General features: G+C 66.6%; 13 protein-coding genes. All 13 read right to left on the bottom strand.

Annotation, left to right across the window (positions count from 1 at the left end):
* Positions 1 to 7: 7 nt before the first annotated feature.
* A complete protein-coding gene (locus IPJ78_01240; GenBank protein MBK7905168.1) occupies positions 8 to 715 on the bottom strand; it encodes a hypothetical protein in 708 nt (235 codons plus the stop codon).
* Between the two features lie 91 nt (positions 716 to 806).
* Complete coding sequence (locus IPJ78_01245; GenBank protein MBK7905169.1) at positions 807 to 1,784, bottom strand: SRPBCC domain-containing protein; 978 nt, start codon at positions 1,782 to 1,784, stop codon at positions 807 to 809.
* A gap of 4 nt (positions 1,785 to 1,788) precedes the next feature.
* Positions 1,789 to 2,142 (bottom strand): winged helix-turn-helix transcriptional regulator, encoded by a 354-nt coding sequence (locus IPJ78_01250; protein ID MBK7905170.1) that lies wholly within the window; start codon positions 2,140 to 2,142, stop codon positions 1,789 to 1,791.
* 56 nt (positions 2,143 to 2,198) lie between these two features.
* Positions 2,199 to 2,750, bottom strand: a complete 552-nt coding sequence (locus IPJ78_01255) for a hypothetical protein (protein ID MBK7905171.1) — start codon at positions 2,748 to 2,750, stop codon at positions 2,199 to 2,201.
* A gap of 56 nt (positions 2,751 to 2,806) precedes the next feature.
* A complete protein-coding gene (locus IPJ78_01260; protein MBK7905172.1) occupies positions 2,807 to 4,165 on the bottom strand; it encodes an amidohydrolase family protein in 1,359 nt (452 codons plus the stop codon).
* Between the two features lie 118 nt (positions 4,166 to 4,283).
* The gene (locus tag IPJ78_01265; protein ID MBK7905173.1) at positions 4,284 to 4,457 is read right to left on the bottom strand and encodes a hypothetical protein; all 174 of its coding nucleotides are present in this window, start codon (positions 4,455 to 4,457) and stop codon (positions 4,284 to 4,286) included.
* A 9-nt stretch (positions 4,458 to 4,466) separates the two neighbouring features.
* On the bottom strand, positions 4,467 to 4,670 hold the full coding sequence (locus IPJ78_01270; GenBank protein MBK7905174.1) for a hypothetical protein: 204 nt from the start codon (positions 4,668 to 4,670) through the stop codon (positions 4,467 to 4,469).
* Positions 4,671 to 4,863: 193 nt separating this feature from the next.
* Complete coding sequence (locus IPJ78_01275; GenBank protein ID MBK7905175.1) at positions 4,864 to 5,514, bottom strand: energy transducer TonB; 651 nt, start codon at positions 5,512 to 5,514, stop codon at positions 4,864 to 4,866.
* Between the two features lie 2,354 nt (positions 5,515 to 7,868).
* Positions 7,869 to 8,330 (bottom strand): hypothetical protein, encoded by a 462-nt coding sequence (locus IPJ78_01280; protein MBK7905176.1) that lies wholly within the window; start codon positions 8,328 to 8,330, stop codon positions 7,869 to 7,871.
* A 2,048-nt stretch (positions 8,331 to 10,378) separates the two neighbouring features.
* Positions 10,379 to 10,810 (bottom strand): DUF3592 domain-containing protein, encoded by a 432-nt coding sequence (locus IPJ78_01285; GenBank protein MBK7905177.1) that lies wholly within the window; start codon positions 10,808 to 10,810, stop codon positions 10,379 to 10,381.
* Between the two features lie 228 nt (positions 10,811 to 11,038).
* The gene (locus IPJ78_01290) at positions 11,039 to 13,387 is read right to left on the bottom strand and encodes an ABC transporter permease (GenBank protein MBK7905178.1); all 2,349 of its coding nucleotides are present in this window, start codon (positions 13,385 to 13,387) and stop codon (positions 11,039 to 11,041) included.
* 454 nt (positions 13,388 to 13,841) lie between these two features.
* Positions 13,842 to 15,143 carry a M20/M25/M40 family metallo-hydrolase gene (locus IPJ78_01295; protein MBK7905179.1) on the bottom strand — a complete coding sequence of 434 codons (1,302 nt, stop codon included), beginning with the start codon at positions 15,141 to 15,143 and terminating at the stop codon, positions 13,842 to 13,844.
* A gap of 212 nt (positions 15,144 to 15,355) precedes the next feature.
* A complete protein-coding gene (gene dat / locus IPJ78_01300; protein ID MBK7905180.1) occupies positions 15,356 to 16,201 on the bottom strand; it encodes a D-amino-acid transaminase in 846 nt (281 codons plus the stop codon).
* Positions 16,202 to 16,209 lie beyond the last annotated feature (8 nt).

The following is a 16,209-nucleotide window of genomic DNA, read 5'->3' on the forward strand; positions in this document are numbered from 1 at the left end:
AATGCGCTCAGCGTTCCTGTTCGTCCGAAGCGAGCGCTCGTCCGACCATCTCGACGAGCGCATCGATCCGTTCCTGCGCCTTGCTGCTGGACGAGGTCCAGAACGCGCGCGCGAGCGCACACGCCCCTCCGATCCCGGTGATGGCCACCCAAGGCGTGAGGGACGGTGCCACACTCTTGATGCCCGCCGCGACGACGAGGGACATGAACATGCCGAGCCCGGTGAGCACACCGGTGAGCAGGAACGTGCCTCGCCGATCGATGACGACGGATACGGACGTGCCCACCGCGTCGGGTCGCGCGACGATGCTCAGGACGTTGCCGTCGCCCGACGCCTTCCACATCATGCCGAGCGCGCTGGCCTCTCCTGGGTCCGAGCTGTGGAACGCCGTGCTCAAGCGCACGGCTGAGAGGACCCGCGCGGCGCCCTGCGCGTCGAGCCCGACACGGAAGCGGGCGTCGCGTTCGTGTCGCAGGGCACCGCCGATCAACCGTTCGAACGTCGAGACCCTCGTGCGCAGGTCCAGCATGCGCGCCGCCCCTTCGACAAGCGCCGGGTCGATCCCCGCCTGCTCGGCCGCGGATCTCATCTCCGCCAGCGTGAGGCCTTCGCGCGAGGAGCGGGGCGTCCCGGACCCGCTCGCCCCCTCCGCTGCCTTGCGCAGGATGAGCGCGAACTCCTCCTCGCTGTAGATCCGCTGGTCGTCGGCCGTCACGGCTCGCCTCGATGGTTGACGCCAAAGCTACGACGGAGTGCGACCGTCCGCACCACTGGAATCACCGTCGCCGGCGGTCACCGTGCGCGAGTCACGCGGCCCGCAGCACCTCACGCTCGAGCCGCGCATATCCCGTCTCCATCCCCTCGGTCATCCCCGTGCCGAGGATCATGTCGCGCAGCTCCTTGCTCGGGTACGTGATGAGGAGCGAGAGGAGCGTCCCGCCCGGCAGCGCGGTGAGGCTGAGCTCGTTGCGCGTCCCCGGCCCTTCCATCCCGATCATCCGCTCCGACGTCACCGCGCGATAGGGCGCCGCGGACTCGAGCAGTTCGCCGGTGAAGCCGAAGCGCTGCGAGCCGTCCACCATCTCCCACTCGTAGCGGTAGGTCTCGCCGACCGTGGTCGCGACCTCGCACACCGGCATCGTCCAGCCGTCGGGGCCGAGCAGCCAGCGCTGCATGAGGGCGGCGGCGTGATGCGCGCGCCACACCTGCTCCACCGTGCCGCGGATCACGCGGCTCACGCGCACCTGCGTGTCGTTCAGCAGCTGCGCGTTGGTCCCCGCCTCGGCGGCGTAGCTCTTCAGGTCGGCGAGCACCGCCTCGATCTGCCCCATCGCGGACCGGACGCCCTGCTCCATCCCCATCTTCAGGACCGTTTCCATCGCCTCGAGGCTCGCGTACTTCGCGACGCCGTGGAAGCGCGTGCCCTTCGCCGACGGCTCGAAGCGAAAAATCATCCGTGCCGTCGGGAGCGAATCATTGCGCGAGCCGTCGGGGTTGGAGAAGCCATCCTCGACCTCGAACGACTTGAGGGGATCGACCGCGAGGAAGCGGAACCAGCCGTGGTGCCGCGAGCCGTCGGGGCCGGTCATGTAGTAGTGCGACTCCCCGCCGACGGCGACGTCGTGCCGCGTGAAGGTCGCGGGCCAGCCCTCGGGCCCCCAGAAGCGCTCGAACTGGCGCGGGTCCACGTACGCCTCCCACAGCCGCTCCACCGGCACGGCGTACTCGGCTTCGATGAACAGCGAGAGGGTCTTGGGATCGGGCGTGATCGACGTGAGCGGCATCGGGCTACTCCTTCCGGGGACGGGGTTCGGCGAGGAGGGCGTCGAGCTGGCGGAAGCGCGAGGCCCAGAGGTGTTCGAGCGATTGGAGGAGCTCGCGCGCGCGCGCGAGCCGCTCGGGGTTGCCGCGGACGAGCTTCTCGCGGCCCTGCGGGTGCTTGGTCACGAGTCCGGCCTCCTCGAGCACGGCGACGTGCTTCTGCACGGCGGCGAACGACATGTCGTACCGGGAGGCGAGTCCGGAGACGGACGTCGTCTCGCCGCCGAGGAGGCGCGTGATGATGTCGCGCCGCGTCGTGTCGGCGAGGGCGTGGAAGAGGCGGTCGAGATCCGCGGCGGAGAGGTCAGGACGTACAACCATGTGGTTGTAGGTTAGGGCGTGAGGGAGGATCGCGCAAGGGGCGAGGGTGCGGGAGCTCAGGGTATCTCGATGCGGATCAGGTCGCCGTCGACCGAGACCACACGCAGTTCCTGGCCATCGCGCATCGCGGCGCGCAGGCGGTCGTACGCCCGCATGCCGGTGCCGAGGCCCGACTCCGAGTAGCTGAATGTCCGCGGCCCTTCCGCGGCGACGACGGTCCAGGAGAGTGCGCGATGCGCCGGGTCGTCTCGGAGCCCCGACACGACACCAGCGGTGGTCACCGCGCGCGCCGACGCCGCCGCGGTGCGCAGGTTCGCCGCCCGAACCTGTGGCATGACGACGAACCATGCCGCGCCCCCGCCTCCGACCAGGATGAAGGCGATGCCGAGCAGTCCGTTCAGCACACGCCCGGCGGAAGGGATCAACCGTGCGAGCGTCGAGTCGGCTCGGGAGTTCGCGCCGAGCGGTCTCTCCCGGCGCGAGAGGTAGAAGACGCCGAGGGCGACGAACACCGCTCCCATGGCGGCGCTCCAGGTGTCGAGCGGCACCGGCTGGGTGATGTCGAGGAGCACGTCCGCGGCGCGGGCATCGAGATCGGGCATTCGCATCCGGTGAACCCCTCCTCGGGTCGGCGTGCAGGGTCAGTGCGCGAGCGGAAGCCGGATCACGGATCTCGGCGGGTGACCACGCGCCCCCGGAGCACGACCGTCTCGATGCGCTGCAGCGCGCCGATGTCCTGTGTCGGATCCCCCGCGAGCAACACCAGGTCGGCGTGCTTGCCACGGGAAAGTAGCGGCCCGGACTCTCCGCGGTAACGCGCCGGCGCGGAGGTGGCGGTGCGGAGCGCCTCGAGCGGGGAGAGGCCGGCCTCGACGAAGAGCGCGAGTTCGTCATGGAGGCTCGCGCCGGGGATCACCCACGGTTCGTCGCTCGCGTCGGTGCCGGCGAGGAGCGGCACGCCCGCGCGATGCATGGCACCGACGAGGGCGAGCTGCCGGCGGTACACCGCCCGCCCGGCGCGTCGTTGGTCGGCGGACCAATCATCGCGCGTCGCGAGCCAGCGCTCGCGCACGGGCGCGGGCACCACGCGCAGGCGCGAGTCGGTGGTGATCGCGTCCCCCGGCTCGACGAACGCCCCGCGCAGCTGCACGAGCGTGGGGACCTGCCACACCCCGGCGGTGGCGAGGGTGTCGAGGAGTGCATCGCAGGTGCGCGTGTCGAAGCGGTCGAGCGACGCCGCCAGCCGTCCATCGGCGAGCAGGCCCATCGCATCGCGGCCGGTGTCCGCGGCGACCCAGGCGAGGGTGCCGGGAATGCACGACTCGAGCACGAGCGTGAGATGCTCGATGGTCCGCTGGCCGGCGACGGTCGCCGCTCCCGGCGACAGGCGCAGCGGCACATGCCCCTCGATGGGGATGCCCAGCCGTCGTGCCTCGTCCGCGAGCGCGCGGTAGCTCGCGGGGTCGAGGCGATCGTAGACCTTGAGGAAGTCGTAGGCCAGCGCGTGGAACCGCTGCGCGGCGGCGCGGGCCTCGTCGGGCGACGCGATGGGTATGCCGAACGACAGCACCGCGGGCACGCCATCGAGCGGCGGCGAGCCCCACCAGACCGTGGGCGCGAGGGTGTCGGTGCGCAGCCGCTCGCGCCAGGCCGTCGCGGAATCCACGAAGGTGCCGGCGTCGCGGATGCCGGTCACGCCGTGGGCGAGATACGCGGGGTACTGCCAGCGTGCGCGTCCGTCCCGGTGCGCGTGGGTGTGCATGTCCCAGAGGCCGGGGATGACGTAGCGTCCGCGGCCGTCGAGGGTTCGCGTGCGGGCAGGCAGGTCGATGGAGTCTGCCGGGCCGACGGCGGCGATGGTGTCGCCGGCGATGAGGAGGGTCTGGGCTGGGCGGAGCTCACCGGCGTCGACGTCGATGACGGTGACGTTGGTGATGGCCAGCAGGCGCGGGTCGGGGCGGCGGGCGCAGCTCACCGTCAACGGGACGAGGAGCAGCACGGCGATGCCGGCGAAGCGGATCACAGGGTTGATCCAGAAGGATGGAGGCAGTCCGCTCGCTCCGCGTGGGGCTGAATCGCGCTTGGCCATGCCGTGACGACCTCCAGAATATGCAGCTGCGCGGCCGCTCGCCCGATCTCCGCTACGTGCCGGCGCTCCGATGACGGTGTTCAGCCGAGACGATGCAGGCGGCGTAGCCGAGGACCTGGTCACCCGTCTTGAGCGCGGTGGCGGTCGGCCGCCAGCCGCGGGCAAGCCGCGCGTCGAGCATGTCCTGAGCGGAGGGCCTTCGATCCCAGACGGCGACCGCCGTCACGGAACCGAGTCAGGTCGTGTCGTAGACGAGGAAGCAGTCTCCCGCGAGCTCGAGCACCACATCGTGCGTGTACTCGTCCTGCGTCACGATCTCGACGGGTGCCCGAGGCGGCGCCAGCGACAGCCCCCACTTCATGACGTCGCCGAGCGTGACTTGCCTCGCCAGCGCGTCGGACACGGCGGGCGCGAGCGTCGGGCCGCCGGCGTGGATGATCGGGACCTGTCGAGTACTCGTCATCGATTGCGGTGCCTCCGGTGGGATTCGCGCGACGTCGGGCCGGGGCGAACATCGAGTTCCGCCGTGGCCGCTTCCATCAAATGCAGGTGGGCGGCCGCGATACCGAAAGGTACAAACGAGCACGGCCGCCCCCTGATTTCCTACCGCGGCAGTCGGTCACGATCTGCCCTTAGCCGGGGCCTCGTGCGAGATCGAAGCGATACTCCTGCAACGAGAACACGCAGGCCTCGCGACCGGCACGCCGGCCTGGGCGGAACCGGATGTTCGGCAGCGACGAGAAGACCGACGCACGAAAAGCCGAGTGCGTTGCCTCGAGCACAAGCGCCGTGCTTGTGTCGGGCCGACCTCGCGCGTCAATCATGAAGGCGATCACTACGCGGCCTGTCATGCGCGTGGCCCGAAGGTCGTCGGGATAGCGCGGGTAGCCTGAGCCGGGAATGAATCCGGGTGCCGCCGCGGCCGCCCCGAGATCTTCGGGATGCGCCCCGGTCGCGAGGGGCTCCAAGAAGATCGGGTACTGACGGACACCGGCGGCGTCCGCTGCAACCGCGTTCACTGGAAATGGCGACGGAGTGAGCCCGTGGCCCGAGAATCGCAGCGAAGCACTCGCGCTCAGCGCAGAGCCGAATCGAAACTCACCCGTCGGCGAGGATTGCGTGCGCTCCAGAACGCGACCTGCACTATCTGTCAGGGCCACGTCGACGCACGCGAGCGGTTTCAGCGAGCCATCCTCCACCACAATGCCGTGTATCGCGCCTTGCGCGGCCGCATTGAGCGCTACCACACAGAAGATCAACACGCCAAGCGCCAAGCGAACCATATGCCTCCGGCTAGCGTGTGCATCTGCTGTGGACGCTTCAATAAGAAGCAGTTGTGGGGCGGCCGCTAGGTCGTGCGCTTACGGAAAATTGGCCGCCCCACAACGGCATCCTTACTCGCGGCCATCGGCAGCAAGCGTCGTCAAGTGGCTGAGTCGCCGCTGCTGAGGAGTCGAGCGCAGAAATGGCCGCTCGCGGGCTGCACTGGGCGTCCGGCGGAGTCGACGACATTGTGTCCGTATCGCGCGCGCCAACTGCCTCCGAACCCTGTCGGTGCCGACCAGTGAACGTGGAGCGCTAGAGAGCCCACGCCGTCGGCTTGTTTGACGCCGTAGTACCGCGCGTGCTCTCCTACGAGCAGATTCGTTCCGTCAAGCACGACTCCGGGCCGTGTCGAGTCTGCCGATTCGGGGGAGACTTCGCCACGCACGCCGAATCGGGTGAGCGCAACCGCTGCAGTGCCGAACAGCGGTCGTTCCGTACTCGGATGCCACGCGACGATGCTGTCAGAATCCAAGCGCACGTGCTGGATCGTGAAACTACCATCCTTCGTCGTGCTGTCCACGATCGTCAACGGCTCAGGGATGTTGAATCGAGGGACGGATCCCGGGACCCAAAGCCGCAGTTCCCCGGTCTCCGTGATTCCTCGGTCTCGCTCATTGGTGGCGACGACAGCTAGCGCGTAACGACCCACCAAGTCGGTCGCGTCCGGAGCGCGGAAGGGGACCGCGCCCTCAGCAGGTGACTCTGAACATGCGTCATTCTCTCCGGTCCGCCGCGCGGAGGTGCACGACGCGAGGAGCAGAGCACATGCAATGAGCGCAGTGAAGGGCCGCATTCCTAGAAGAGAACAAGTTGCGTTGAGTCCACCTGACGTCAGGTTGTGCCGTGACCGCTTCCATAAGATGCCGGTGAGCGGCCGCGCGCTACCGAAAGGTACGACAGAGCGCGGCCGCTCACCGGCTTCCCCAGCGCGGTCATCGGTCACCAACCATCGTTAGGGGCGCGGGGCGCTAGGGTGCTCGCTCGTATCGCCATTCGCCACAGGTACCCTCGTACGAGTATGAGCCGTCTTGAGCGACTGCGACCATGCTCCATCCGCGCCCATATGACACCGCCAGTTGCACGGCGCCGCCGTCAAAAGTCTGGCGCCACTTGAACGACGAGCGATTCGGGCTCAGAAATGCCGTGTCCGCTCGGCCATATACGCCTCTCTCAGCGACCGAGTACCGGACACGCGCCACGTTGCGTGCCTCGCCCTGCCCCTCTGGATAGAAGAACACGGAGTCTGAGAGCATCTCCCACTCGGCACCCTGCGCCGCGTACTCTGGCGCGCAGAGGAGCCAGATGTTCGGCAGCGACTGAATCGGCACACCCGCAATGGATGCGAGAACGTAGATCTTTTGTGTCGCGCTCCGGAGCGAATATCGCGCCGCAGCCGACTGTTACGACGGCGCAGCTGATGAGAACAAGTCTCCGCATTCGGTGACTCCCTCGCAAAGTGACTGCTACTCCGACTCGCGCGAGCGCACTGTAGCGGGATCTGGTCGCCCTAACGTCAGGTTGTGCCGTGACCGCTTCCATAAGATGCCGGTGAGCGGCCGCGCGCTACCGAAAGGTACGACAGAGCGCGGCCGCTCACCGGCTTCCCCAGCGCGGTCATCGGTCACCAACCATCGTTAGGGCGCGGGGCGCTAGGGTGCTCGCTCGTATCGCCATTCGCCACAGGTACCCTCGTACGAGTATGAGCCGTCTTGAGCGACTGCGACCATGCTCCATCCGCGCCCATATGACACCGCCAGTTGCACGGCGCCGCCGTCAAAAGTCTGGCGCCACTTGAACGACGAGCGATTCGGGCTCAGAAATGCCGTGTCCGCTCGGCCATATACGCCTCTCTCAGCGACCGAGTACCGGACACGCGCCACGTTGCGTGCCTCGCCCTGCCCCTCTGGATAGAAGAACACGGAGTCTGAGAGCATCTCCCACTCGGCACCCTGCGCCGCGTACTCTGGCGCGCAGAGGAGCCAGATGTTCGGCAGCGACTGAATCGGCACACCCGCAATGGATGCGAGAACGTAGATCTTTGTGTCGCGCTCCGGAGCGAATATCGCGCCGCAGCCGACTGTTACGACGGCGCAGCTGATGAGAACAAGTCTCCGCATTCGGTGACTCCCTCGCAAAGTGACTGCTACTCCGACTCGCGCGAGCGCACTGTAGCGGGATCTGGTCGCCCTAACGTCAAGTTGTGCTGTGGCCGCTTCAATAAATGCGGGTTGGCGGCCACGCCGGTCCTTCAGGAACGATAAAGCGTGGCCGCCAACCCGCTACCCTAGCCGGCCATCAGCACCAACTGCCGTTAGCCCGTGCCGGCACGGAACTCGCCAACGCGTCCTTGAGCTTCGGCGACGATGCTCGTTTCGATCTCTCCACGCTGCTCCGGGTACTCGTCCCAGTCATCTGCGAGCGCGACGAAGACGCTGAGATTGTGGCGGTGGTCCGTGGCCGACCAGATCTCTCCCAGTCGTCCGGCGCCAGATCGCGGAGTCACGGTGCCGGCCACCATGGCGTCCAGGACGCCTTGAATCACGCGGAGGTAGGCGAACCGCGGATGCGGGATGGTGCGGCCCGTTGCGGCAACTGCCGACTCGAACAGCGCACGCGCGTCACTCCAGGTTGGAGCGCGCATGAGCGCCAACGTCGCGGCATCGGGATCTGCCTCGCCCGATGCGAGCAAGGCGGCCGCAAGCTCAGGGGCCCGTTCGCTCGGCAACTGGCCGATGGCATACTCCGCTAGAGCGAAATCAATGTCCGGTTGCATCGGGCTAACGTCAAGTTGTGCCGCGGCCGCTTTCATAAGATGCAGGTGGGCGGCCGCGCCGTACCGAAAGGTACGACAAGGCGCGGCCGCCCACCTGCTCCCCTAGACGGCCGTCGGTCACCAACTGCCGTTAGCTCGCGGGGCGCGTGCCCTTCGCCGGTCGAGGCACCCAGACCAAAGAGTCGATCGGGAGCAGGTTTGAACCGTCCCACCGATAGTAAGTCGACTGCATGGACCCGGCGACCGGAGCGTCCCACGCATGAGGAGGGTCGAGAATCAGGAGACTGCTCTCGATTGAAAACTCAGCGTCGAGGCTAAAGGATACATCGGACATATACACGCGGCCGGACACTGGTTCGACGATTGCGAACGACTTGCACGCGGTGCCGCATCCCCAGGATACCAGCACAAAGCGACCGGCGAAGTTCGGTCCGGCCGCGACTCCATCCTGCAGAACGGTGCGAAAGCGGCGCGCGCCCGGATTACTTGCGAGGTCGACTCGTCCGGCAGTGCGCGACGTTGCTGCGACCGCCGCGAAGTCACGTGCCCGAGGAGTGGGCGCCACAAGCGTGTCGCGCAATAAGGCGTACTCGCACTCTTGACTGCTCGGATCGCACGCCGAGCTTACGCGCCCACAACCGGCGACGACGGAAGCGAATGCTAGAACTAGAAGGGCGTGCGAAGTCATTGTTCGTCGAGCTAACGTCAAGTTGTGCCGCGGCCGCTTTCATAAAATGCAGGTGGGCGGCCGCGCCGTACCGAAAGGTACGACAGGGCGCGGCCGCCCACCTGCTTCACTAGACGGCCGTCGGTCACCAACTGCCGTTAGCTGGCGGAGCGCCAAGCTCAGCCGATCTGAGTGCGGCGTGCCGCTAGTTGTCGAAACGACGGGACACTGTCGATGAAGATCACGAACGGGGTACGCTGCCAGCCAAGTGAGGCCTGACCCAACCGCCCATGAACCTCGATGGTCTCGCCGAGGAGCTCGTGGACGTTGGCCGGGGGCACCACGAGTTGAACCTCTCGCCGCGCGCTGTCAGCACTCTCGTCCGTGGCGTCACACGGGGGTAGCGCGGCGGGAAGGAGCACAATCCATGACGTGTCGCGCGTGTCGATCGTGGGTGACTCTCCGTATCCCGGAGGACCGAGATGGACGCGCCGCTCCAGACGTCCGCGAAGCCTGGTCGCGAGACCAAGGCCGATCGCGCACGTGACTTCAGCGCCGCGGCCAGCCGAGGCACTTCCCTCACTGGCCAACTCAAGATTCGGGGGCCCCTCGCCAGCGCTACCGCATGCGCTCAGTGCGAGGATGAGCAGAAGCCGAGGGTTGAACATGTACGAGGTATCCGTCGTCCAGCTAACGTCACGTTGTGCTGTGGCCGATTCAATCAATGCGGGTTGGCGGCCACGGCCGACCCTGAAGTACGATGAGGCCGGGGCCGCCAACCCGCTACCCCAGCCGGCCATCAGCACCAACTGTCGTTAGGGCGCGGCGCACAGACGGCAGCGCCATGAAGGCCACCGCGGCGACGCCGCCGGCCCAAGACCCCCAAAGCGGCAACGAGCTCATCTCGTACCCGCGCGGATGAAACTCAGGAAAGTACCAACTGCGAAGCACAAACCACGCGAGCCACGCGCCCAGGAGGAACAGTGCCGGCGCAATGAGCGCCCTGGCACGCGGCGCCATGAGCGAACCGGCCAAGACGAACACGAGGGCCTCGAGCGCGAGGCGGACGGCTTCCTGTCCATCTAGCGGAAGCACTGCCTCAAGCGTCGCCTGGCCGAGGCGTGTCTGGAGCCACCCTTGGACGCCCCGCGACGCGATGCCTGTCGCTCCGCATGAGCCGACGGCAGCGAGGGGACACAACAGCCAACGAGCGGTGTGCGCGCTTAGCATACGATCGATGCCGGTCTCGTCGCCCTAACGTCAAGTTGTGCCGTGGCCGCTTCCATAAACTGCGGGTTGGCGGCCGCGCCGGTCCGTAAGGAACGATAAGGCGCGGCCGCCAACCCGCTACCCCAGCGCGGCCATCGGTCACCAACTGCCGTTATGCGGTCGCTGCGCCCGCAACCTGATACAGGCTTACCCCGAAGAGGGCGAGCGCACCTGCGCACGATACCCACAGTTCAGTTGAGACGCCCGGCTCCAGCACAGAGTCGCGTGGAGAGCGTGGATTGTAGGCGACGAGAACCGTGCGCCCCGGGCGATAGTCATCCGTGGTCCATCCAGCCATGAGTTCTCCGCGGTGCAGCCCATGGAACCGTACGCGCGTCCCGCGATACTCCTTGCCGTCGACTTCGAAGCGATAGGAGACCTCAGCCCAGCGCGCTCCCTCGGTGTCACTCTCGGTGCGCGATTGCAGAACACTGCCGCTCGCACGCGGCCACTCTTCCGCGTCGAGTGCTCGCCAGACGACGAAGGCATGCCAGCCGAAGTAGAGAACCGAGATCGAGAGCACGGCGGGCCACAGCCAGGGCACGCCGCCTACACTGCCGCTCATGCTACCCTCACTGCGATAGGTCTCCGAGCCGCATAACGTTTGCTTCTGCTGTGAACGCTTCAATAGAAAGCAGTTGCAGGGCGGCCGCTAGACCTTAGTTCGCTCCATAGGCGGCCGCCCTGCAACTGCATCCGCACCCGCGTTCATCAGCAGCAAGCGTCGTTAGGTGCCGGCCGCGCCAATCCCTGAGTCCCGCGGCTCTAAGCGTCAGTTTGCCCGCAGAGCGATTGATGGCTCGACTTGCGCGGCTCTGCTGGCACGCCAGTAAGCGATGGCGAGTGCAAGAGAACCGATCAGTCCAGCCACGGCAAATACTAGCCATACTGGGGCTTGGGCCACGGTGGCTGCGGTGGCGTGCGAATCCTCGCGCAGAAGGAATTGCATCGCTGGTCCGCTCAGCACGAAGCCCACCATCGCGACGACGATCCCGGCAGCAGCGACACGCAGTGTGTCGAGACAGACACGCCAAATGATCATGTGGGCCGGCGATCCGAGCGCGCGGCGGATGCCAATCTCCCGAGTTCGCGCATGAAGTGTCTCGTCTACCGCGGTCGCCACAGCGAGAAGCGCAAGAAGAGCGCCGAGGACGCCGAAGAGCCCGAGCACAAGTGCCTCAAACCTCGCTTCCTCGAGGCGGCCTTTCCTATCGACGAATGCACTGAGCGGCCCATTAAACTCTGGGCGCTCGCCAGGAGCGACTTCCGCGATAATCTGCTCGAACACGCGGGCCGCGCGAGCAGGCGTGCCATTCGACGCCACCGCAATCGAGAATCCGGAGTTGGAAAGCGGCGCGAGCAAAGCAGCGGGCGCGGACTGGCTGAGTGGACGATACATCAACGGGAAGCGAGTACCTTCGAGCTCCCACTCCAGCGCTAGCGGATGAACCGGCTGACTGCTCGCCACGATGCCCACAACTGTCATCCAAGGGAGTGTGCTTGCTCGTCCTCCGAGTCTGAGCGACTTGCCGATGGGCTCTTCGTCACCCCAGAGCGCTCTAGCCGCGCGCTCATCAAGAATGACGACCGGATCACTTCCCTCGGAATCGGACGAGTCGAAGACTCGCCCTTTTCGCAAGGAGATGCCCATGACATTGAAGTACTCCTGATTCACGTCGACCGAGAGAACCGGCAACACCATCGGGTCCTGAGCGGGCAGAACCCGCTCGGGAATCTGAATGGGAGATTCGGTTTGAAGTGCGAGCCGATGCGGATAGGTTGTGCCCCAAACGGCCACGGCCGACGCATTCAGTGACTGACGCGCTCGCTCCGCGACGTCACCAGCGATCGCCCGCACTCGTGCAGGGTCCTGGAACTCCTCGGCGCCAAGCCCAATGGTCGCGAAGCTGACTTCTCTGTGGGCGTATCCAAGATCGATGCGACTGACCTCCGCGAACGCCATGCCGATTGCTGCTGCGATGAGGAGAAAGAACAGGGTAGTTCCCACCTGTAACCCAAGAAACAGCCGTCGCAACCGGCTCGCTCCTGGACTTCCAGCCGAGCCAGACATACGCAGTGCGACCGCCGGCTCGATTCTGTTAAGCGCAAGCAAGGGGGCAAGCGCGAGCGCACCAGTGATTAAGAGCAGAGCAACACCAAGAGCCAGCAACCACGTCAAGTCAAAGCTGACATGTGCGTCGGCGAACGGGCCTCCGAGCAGGGCCCGCATTGCGCCAGTTGACGCGGCAGCGAGTCCGAGGCCCACCAAGAGACTGAAGGCCACAAGCAGAAGAATCTCGAGCGACGCGTGGCGCGCCAAACGGGAGAATGGCGCGCCCAGCGTGACTCGAAGTGCATTCGCGAACAGGTTGCGCTCTGCACGTAGCATCATCGCGCTTGACACGTTGACTAGCACCAGCACGACCACGGCGGCGATGCCAACCAAAATGACTCGAACGCGCCTTCCGATGCGCGGCCGGAAGTGCTCGGCGAGCGAGGTGGCCTGCGTTGAGGTTCGCACGCCAGGATCGCTTGGCGCGGAAGCTACTGCGGCGGCAACACCCTCAAACAGCCGTTCAATTTCCTCAGCGGAGCGTCCGGCCGAGTCGCGCACAATGAGATCAACTGTGCGCCCGCCGACACCCTCGAACCTGCTCCTTCCTAGTCGCCACGCGTCGACACCTAGTGGGTACTCAGATCCATTCGGCATCACGCCAACAACCGCCAGCTTGCGATCACCGACGGTGATGTATTGTCCCACTGCAGTCGTGCTCGGGAAGAGTTCTTCACGCAAGCGCGACGACAGTACGACGACGTCCTCTTCCTCTTGAGTGCGGGGCAGCCTCCCTTCGAGCGCCGAGAGTCCAAGCACTCCGAAGAACTGCGGCTCAACGAGCGCGACGTCGGCGATGCTACTATCGCGAGACTCAACGATTTTCTCTTCGGAGGTCGCGTACCAAGTGATGGCGATGCGAGGCACGGCGCCGTCGCGAGCCGCGGTTGCCTCGCGCTCAGTCCACTGTCGCGGGACGTTATTGTCGCGAAGTATCAGCGCAAATAGCTGCTCAGGCGCAGCCCAGGGTAGTCGACGGAAGACAGTTGCCTGGAGGAGTCCGATCACAAACACGACTCCCGCGAGGCCTACGCCAAGCACCAGCGAGAATCCAATGGCGAACCGGGGATTACGTCGCATCGATCGGACAATCTCGGAAAGCTCCGGCAAACTCACAGTTGGCGCGCTCCAGATGGAGTGAAAGAGCTCACGAGACTGTCCGACAACAAGCGATGGTACTCACGGCGCTCTCGCAAGGTGGGCTCCGGGACCTAACGTGTATTAGACTGACCTGCCTAACCCAATATCTCCTGATTAGGCAGGTCCGAGTATTCAGGCATTGAGAATCTTGGACGCGGACCCATGCGTCGCAAGTACCACGTGCGCCGTCGCCTATCCCGCGTTCGCTCAGCTGATCCTTAAGTACGTTCTCAGGAATACTCCGACCTGAATGTTCCGCCGCGCAGGGCGGGGCGGAAACGTCACTCCTCGCGGCTACTCGCGCGCAAGTCGCCTGCGCCGCCTACCGCCCCACCGCCAACGCCTCCGCGATCCCCGTCACGAACCGCACCCCGAACCCGAACGCCGCGAGCGGCAACCGCTCGTCGTTCCCGTGCATCGCCTCCTCGACCGGCATCTCGAGCGGGAACGGCAGCAGCCCGTACGCCTTGATGCCGGCGCGGCGAAGATCGGCCGAGTCTGTCGCACCGGTCGAGAGATAGGGCACCACCGTGATCGTCGGGTCGACGCGCCTGGCCGCGCGCTCGACGGCCGCGAAGAACTCGTTCTCCGCACTCATCGCCGGCGAATCCTCCCCACGGCTCGTGATTGCGAACTTCACCATCGGATCGCCAACGGCCCGCACCAACCGCGCTACAGTCGAATCGATCGACTGACCCGGCAGCGTCCGCACGTTCAACGTCGCCACCGCCTCGCGTGGGATCACGTTCGACCGGATCCCGCCCCCGACGATCGTCGCCGAGATGCCGGTCCGCAGCACCGCGTCGAAGGTCGGCGTCGCGCGCAGCACCTCGGCGCCGCGCGCCACGCGCGCCGCATCGCCCGAGGAGACATCGGTCATCGCCGTGGCCTCGCGCGCATCAGGCCACACCGCCGCGAGCGACTTGAAGAAGCGCGTCGTCACCGGCGTGAGCACCGCCGGCTCGCGGTGCGCGCCGATCGCGGCGAGCGCACGACCCAGCCGCACGATCGCGTTCCCCTCGAGCGGGATGCTCGCGTGCCCGTCCGGGCCGCTCGCGGTCACGGTCACCACATGCGACACCTTCTCGGCCATCTGCAGCGCGACGTACCGCTTGCCGTTGGGCATGATGCGCGTGCGGCCGCCCTCGTTCAGCGCATACTCGGCGCGGATGGCGTCGGGGTGGTTCTTGAGGAGCCACCCCATCCCGTAGTCGCCGCCAGCCTCCTCGTCGGCGTTGGCCACGTAGATCACGTCGCGCGTGAGCACCTGGCCGGCCTTCACGCGGCGCTGGAGGGCGAGCATCGCCTGAAGGTTGGCGATGAGCATCCCCTTGTCGTCGATCGCGCCGCGGCCGTAGAGCACGCCGTCCCGCACCTCGGCGGCGAAGGGGTCGGCGGTCCACTGCTCACGCACGACGCCGACGACGTCCATGTGCCCCATGAGGATCACGGGGGACTTGGCGGTGGGGCCCTGCACGCCGCGGATGCGGGCGACCACGGCGCCGCGGCCGGGGGCGCTCTCGTAGACGCGGGACTCGATGCCGGCCTGCTTGAAGAGGGAGTCGAGGAAGCGGGCGGTGGCGAGCTCGTTGCCGGGGGGGTTCACCGTGTTGATGCGGATCATCGCCTGCAGCTGGGCCGTGGCTTCCCGGAGGATCGCATCCTCTGACGGGGACTGGGCGTTCGCTTGTCCACCCAACAGCAACAGACTACCACAGAGGACACAGAGGGCACGGAGAAGGGCGGAGAAGGACTTGAGGGGGCTTCCTCCGCCGTTCTCTGTGTACTCTGTGCCCTCTGTGGTGAACGCCGTTGCCCTTCCCCGCACCGCCGTGCTCACTTGGCGTAGAGGCGCTTCGCGAACGCCTCCTTGAGCTTCACGGTGATCGGGCCGGGCTTGCCGGTGCCGACCGTGCGGCCGTCGATCTCCACCAGGGGGGTCACGTCGGTGGTGGTACCGACCACGAAGACTTCGCTCGCCCTCGGCAGGTCAAGCAGCGCCACGGGGCGCTCTTCGCACTTGATGCCGAGTTCCTTCACCAGCGCCATGATCTCGATGCGCGTGATGCCGGGGAGGATGTAGTGCGAGAGCGGGTAGGTGCGCAGCACGCCGTCGATCACGAAGAAGGCGTTCGTCGCGGCGCCCTCGGTGATCATGCCGTCGCGATGCAGCAGTGCCTCGTAGGCGCCGGCCTCCTGCGCCTGCTGACGGGCGAGGACGGGGCCGAGGAGGTTCACCGTCTTCAGGTCGCAGCGGGCCCAGCGGATGTCGGGGGTGGTGATGCCCTTCAAGCCCGTGTCGCGCGCGGCGAAGTTGGGGGTGAAGGCGCTCGCGGCAGCGTAGATGGTGGTCGGCGTGTTGGCCGGCGGGAAGTGGTGCGTGCGCGGCGCGGCGCCGCGGGAGACCTGGAGGTAGACCGTCGCCTCGCCAGCCGCGAGGGCGTTGTCGGCGACGAGCTTCTCGCAGACGGCCTTCAATCCCTCGGTGCCCGCCCTGTTGATGCGGAGGCCGTCGAGACCGTTCGCGAGGCGCGCGGCGTGCGCGTCCCACGCGAAGACCGCGCCCTTGATGACCCGCACCACCTCGTAGATCCCGTCGCCGAAGATGAAGCCGCGGTCCTCGACCGGGATCATCGCCTGCTCCTTCGGCACGTACTTCCCATTCAGGTAGACGGTCGTCATCTCACGGC

This window comes from Gemmatimonadota bacterium, from assembly GCA_016714015.1.
Lineage (GTDB): Bacteria > Gemmatimonadota > Gemmatimonadetes > Gemmatimonadales > Gemmatimonadaceae > Pseudogemmatithrix.

Coding starts and splice junctions, on each gene's coding strand:
- IPJ78_01250 (MBK7905170.1), bottom strand. CDS start 2,142: ATGGTTGTACGTCCTGACCTCTCCGCCGCGGATCTCGACCGCCTCTTC.
- dat (MBK7905180.1), bottom strand. CDS start 16,201: ATGACGACCGTCTACCTGAATGGGAAGTACGTGCCGAAGGAGCAGGCG.
- IPJ78_01275 (MBK7905175.1), bottom strand. CDS start 5,514: ATGGTTCGCTTGGCGCTTGGCGTGTTGATCTTCTGTGTGGTAGCGCTC.
- IPJ78_01245 (MBK7905169.1), bottom strand. CDS start 1,784: ATGCCGCTCACGTCGATCACGCCCGATCCCAAGACCCTCTCGCTGTTC.
- IPJ78_01295 (MBK7905179.1), bottom strand. CDS start 15,143: ATGATCCGCATCAACACGGTGAACCCCCCCGGCAACGAGCTCGCCACC.
- IPJ78_01280 (MBK7905176.1), bottom strand. CDS start 8,330: ATGCAACCGGACATTGATTTCGCTCTAGCGGAGTATGCCATCGGCCAG.
- IPJ78_01255 (MBK7905171.1), bottom strand. CDS start 2,750: ATGCGAATGCCCGATCTCGATGCCCGCGCCGCGGACGTGCTCCTCGAC.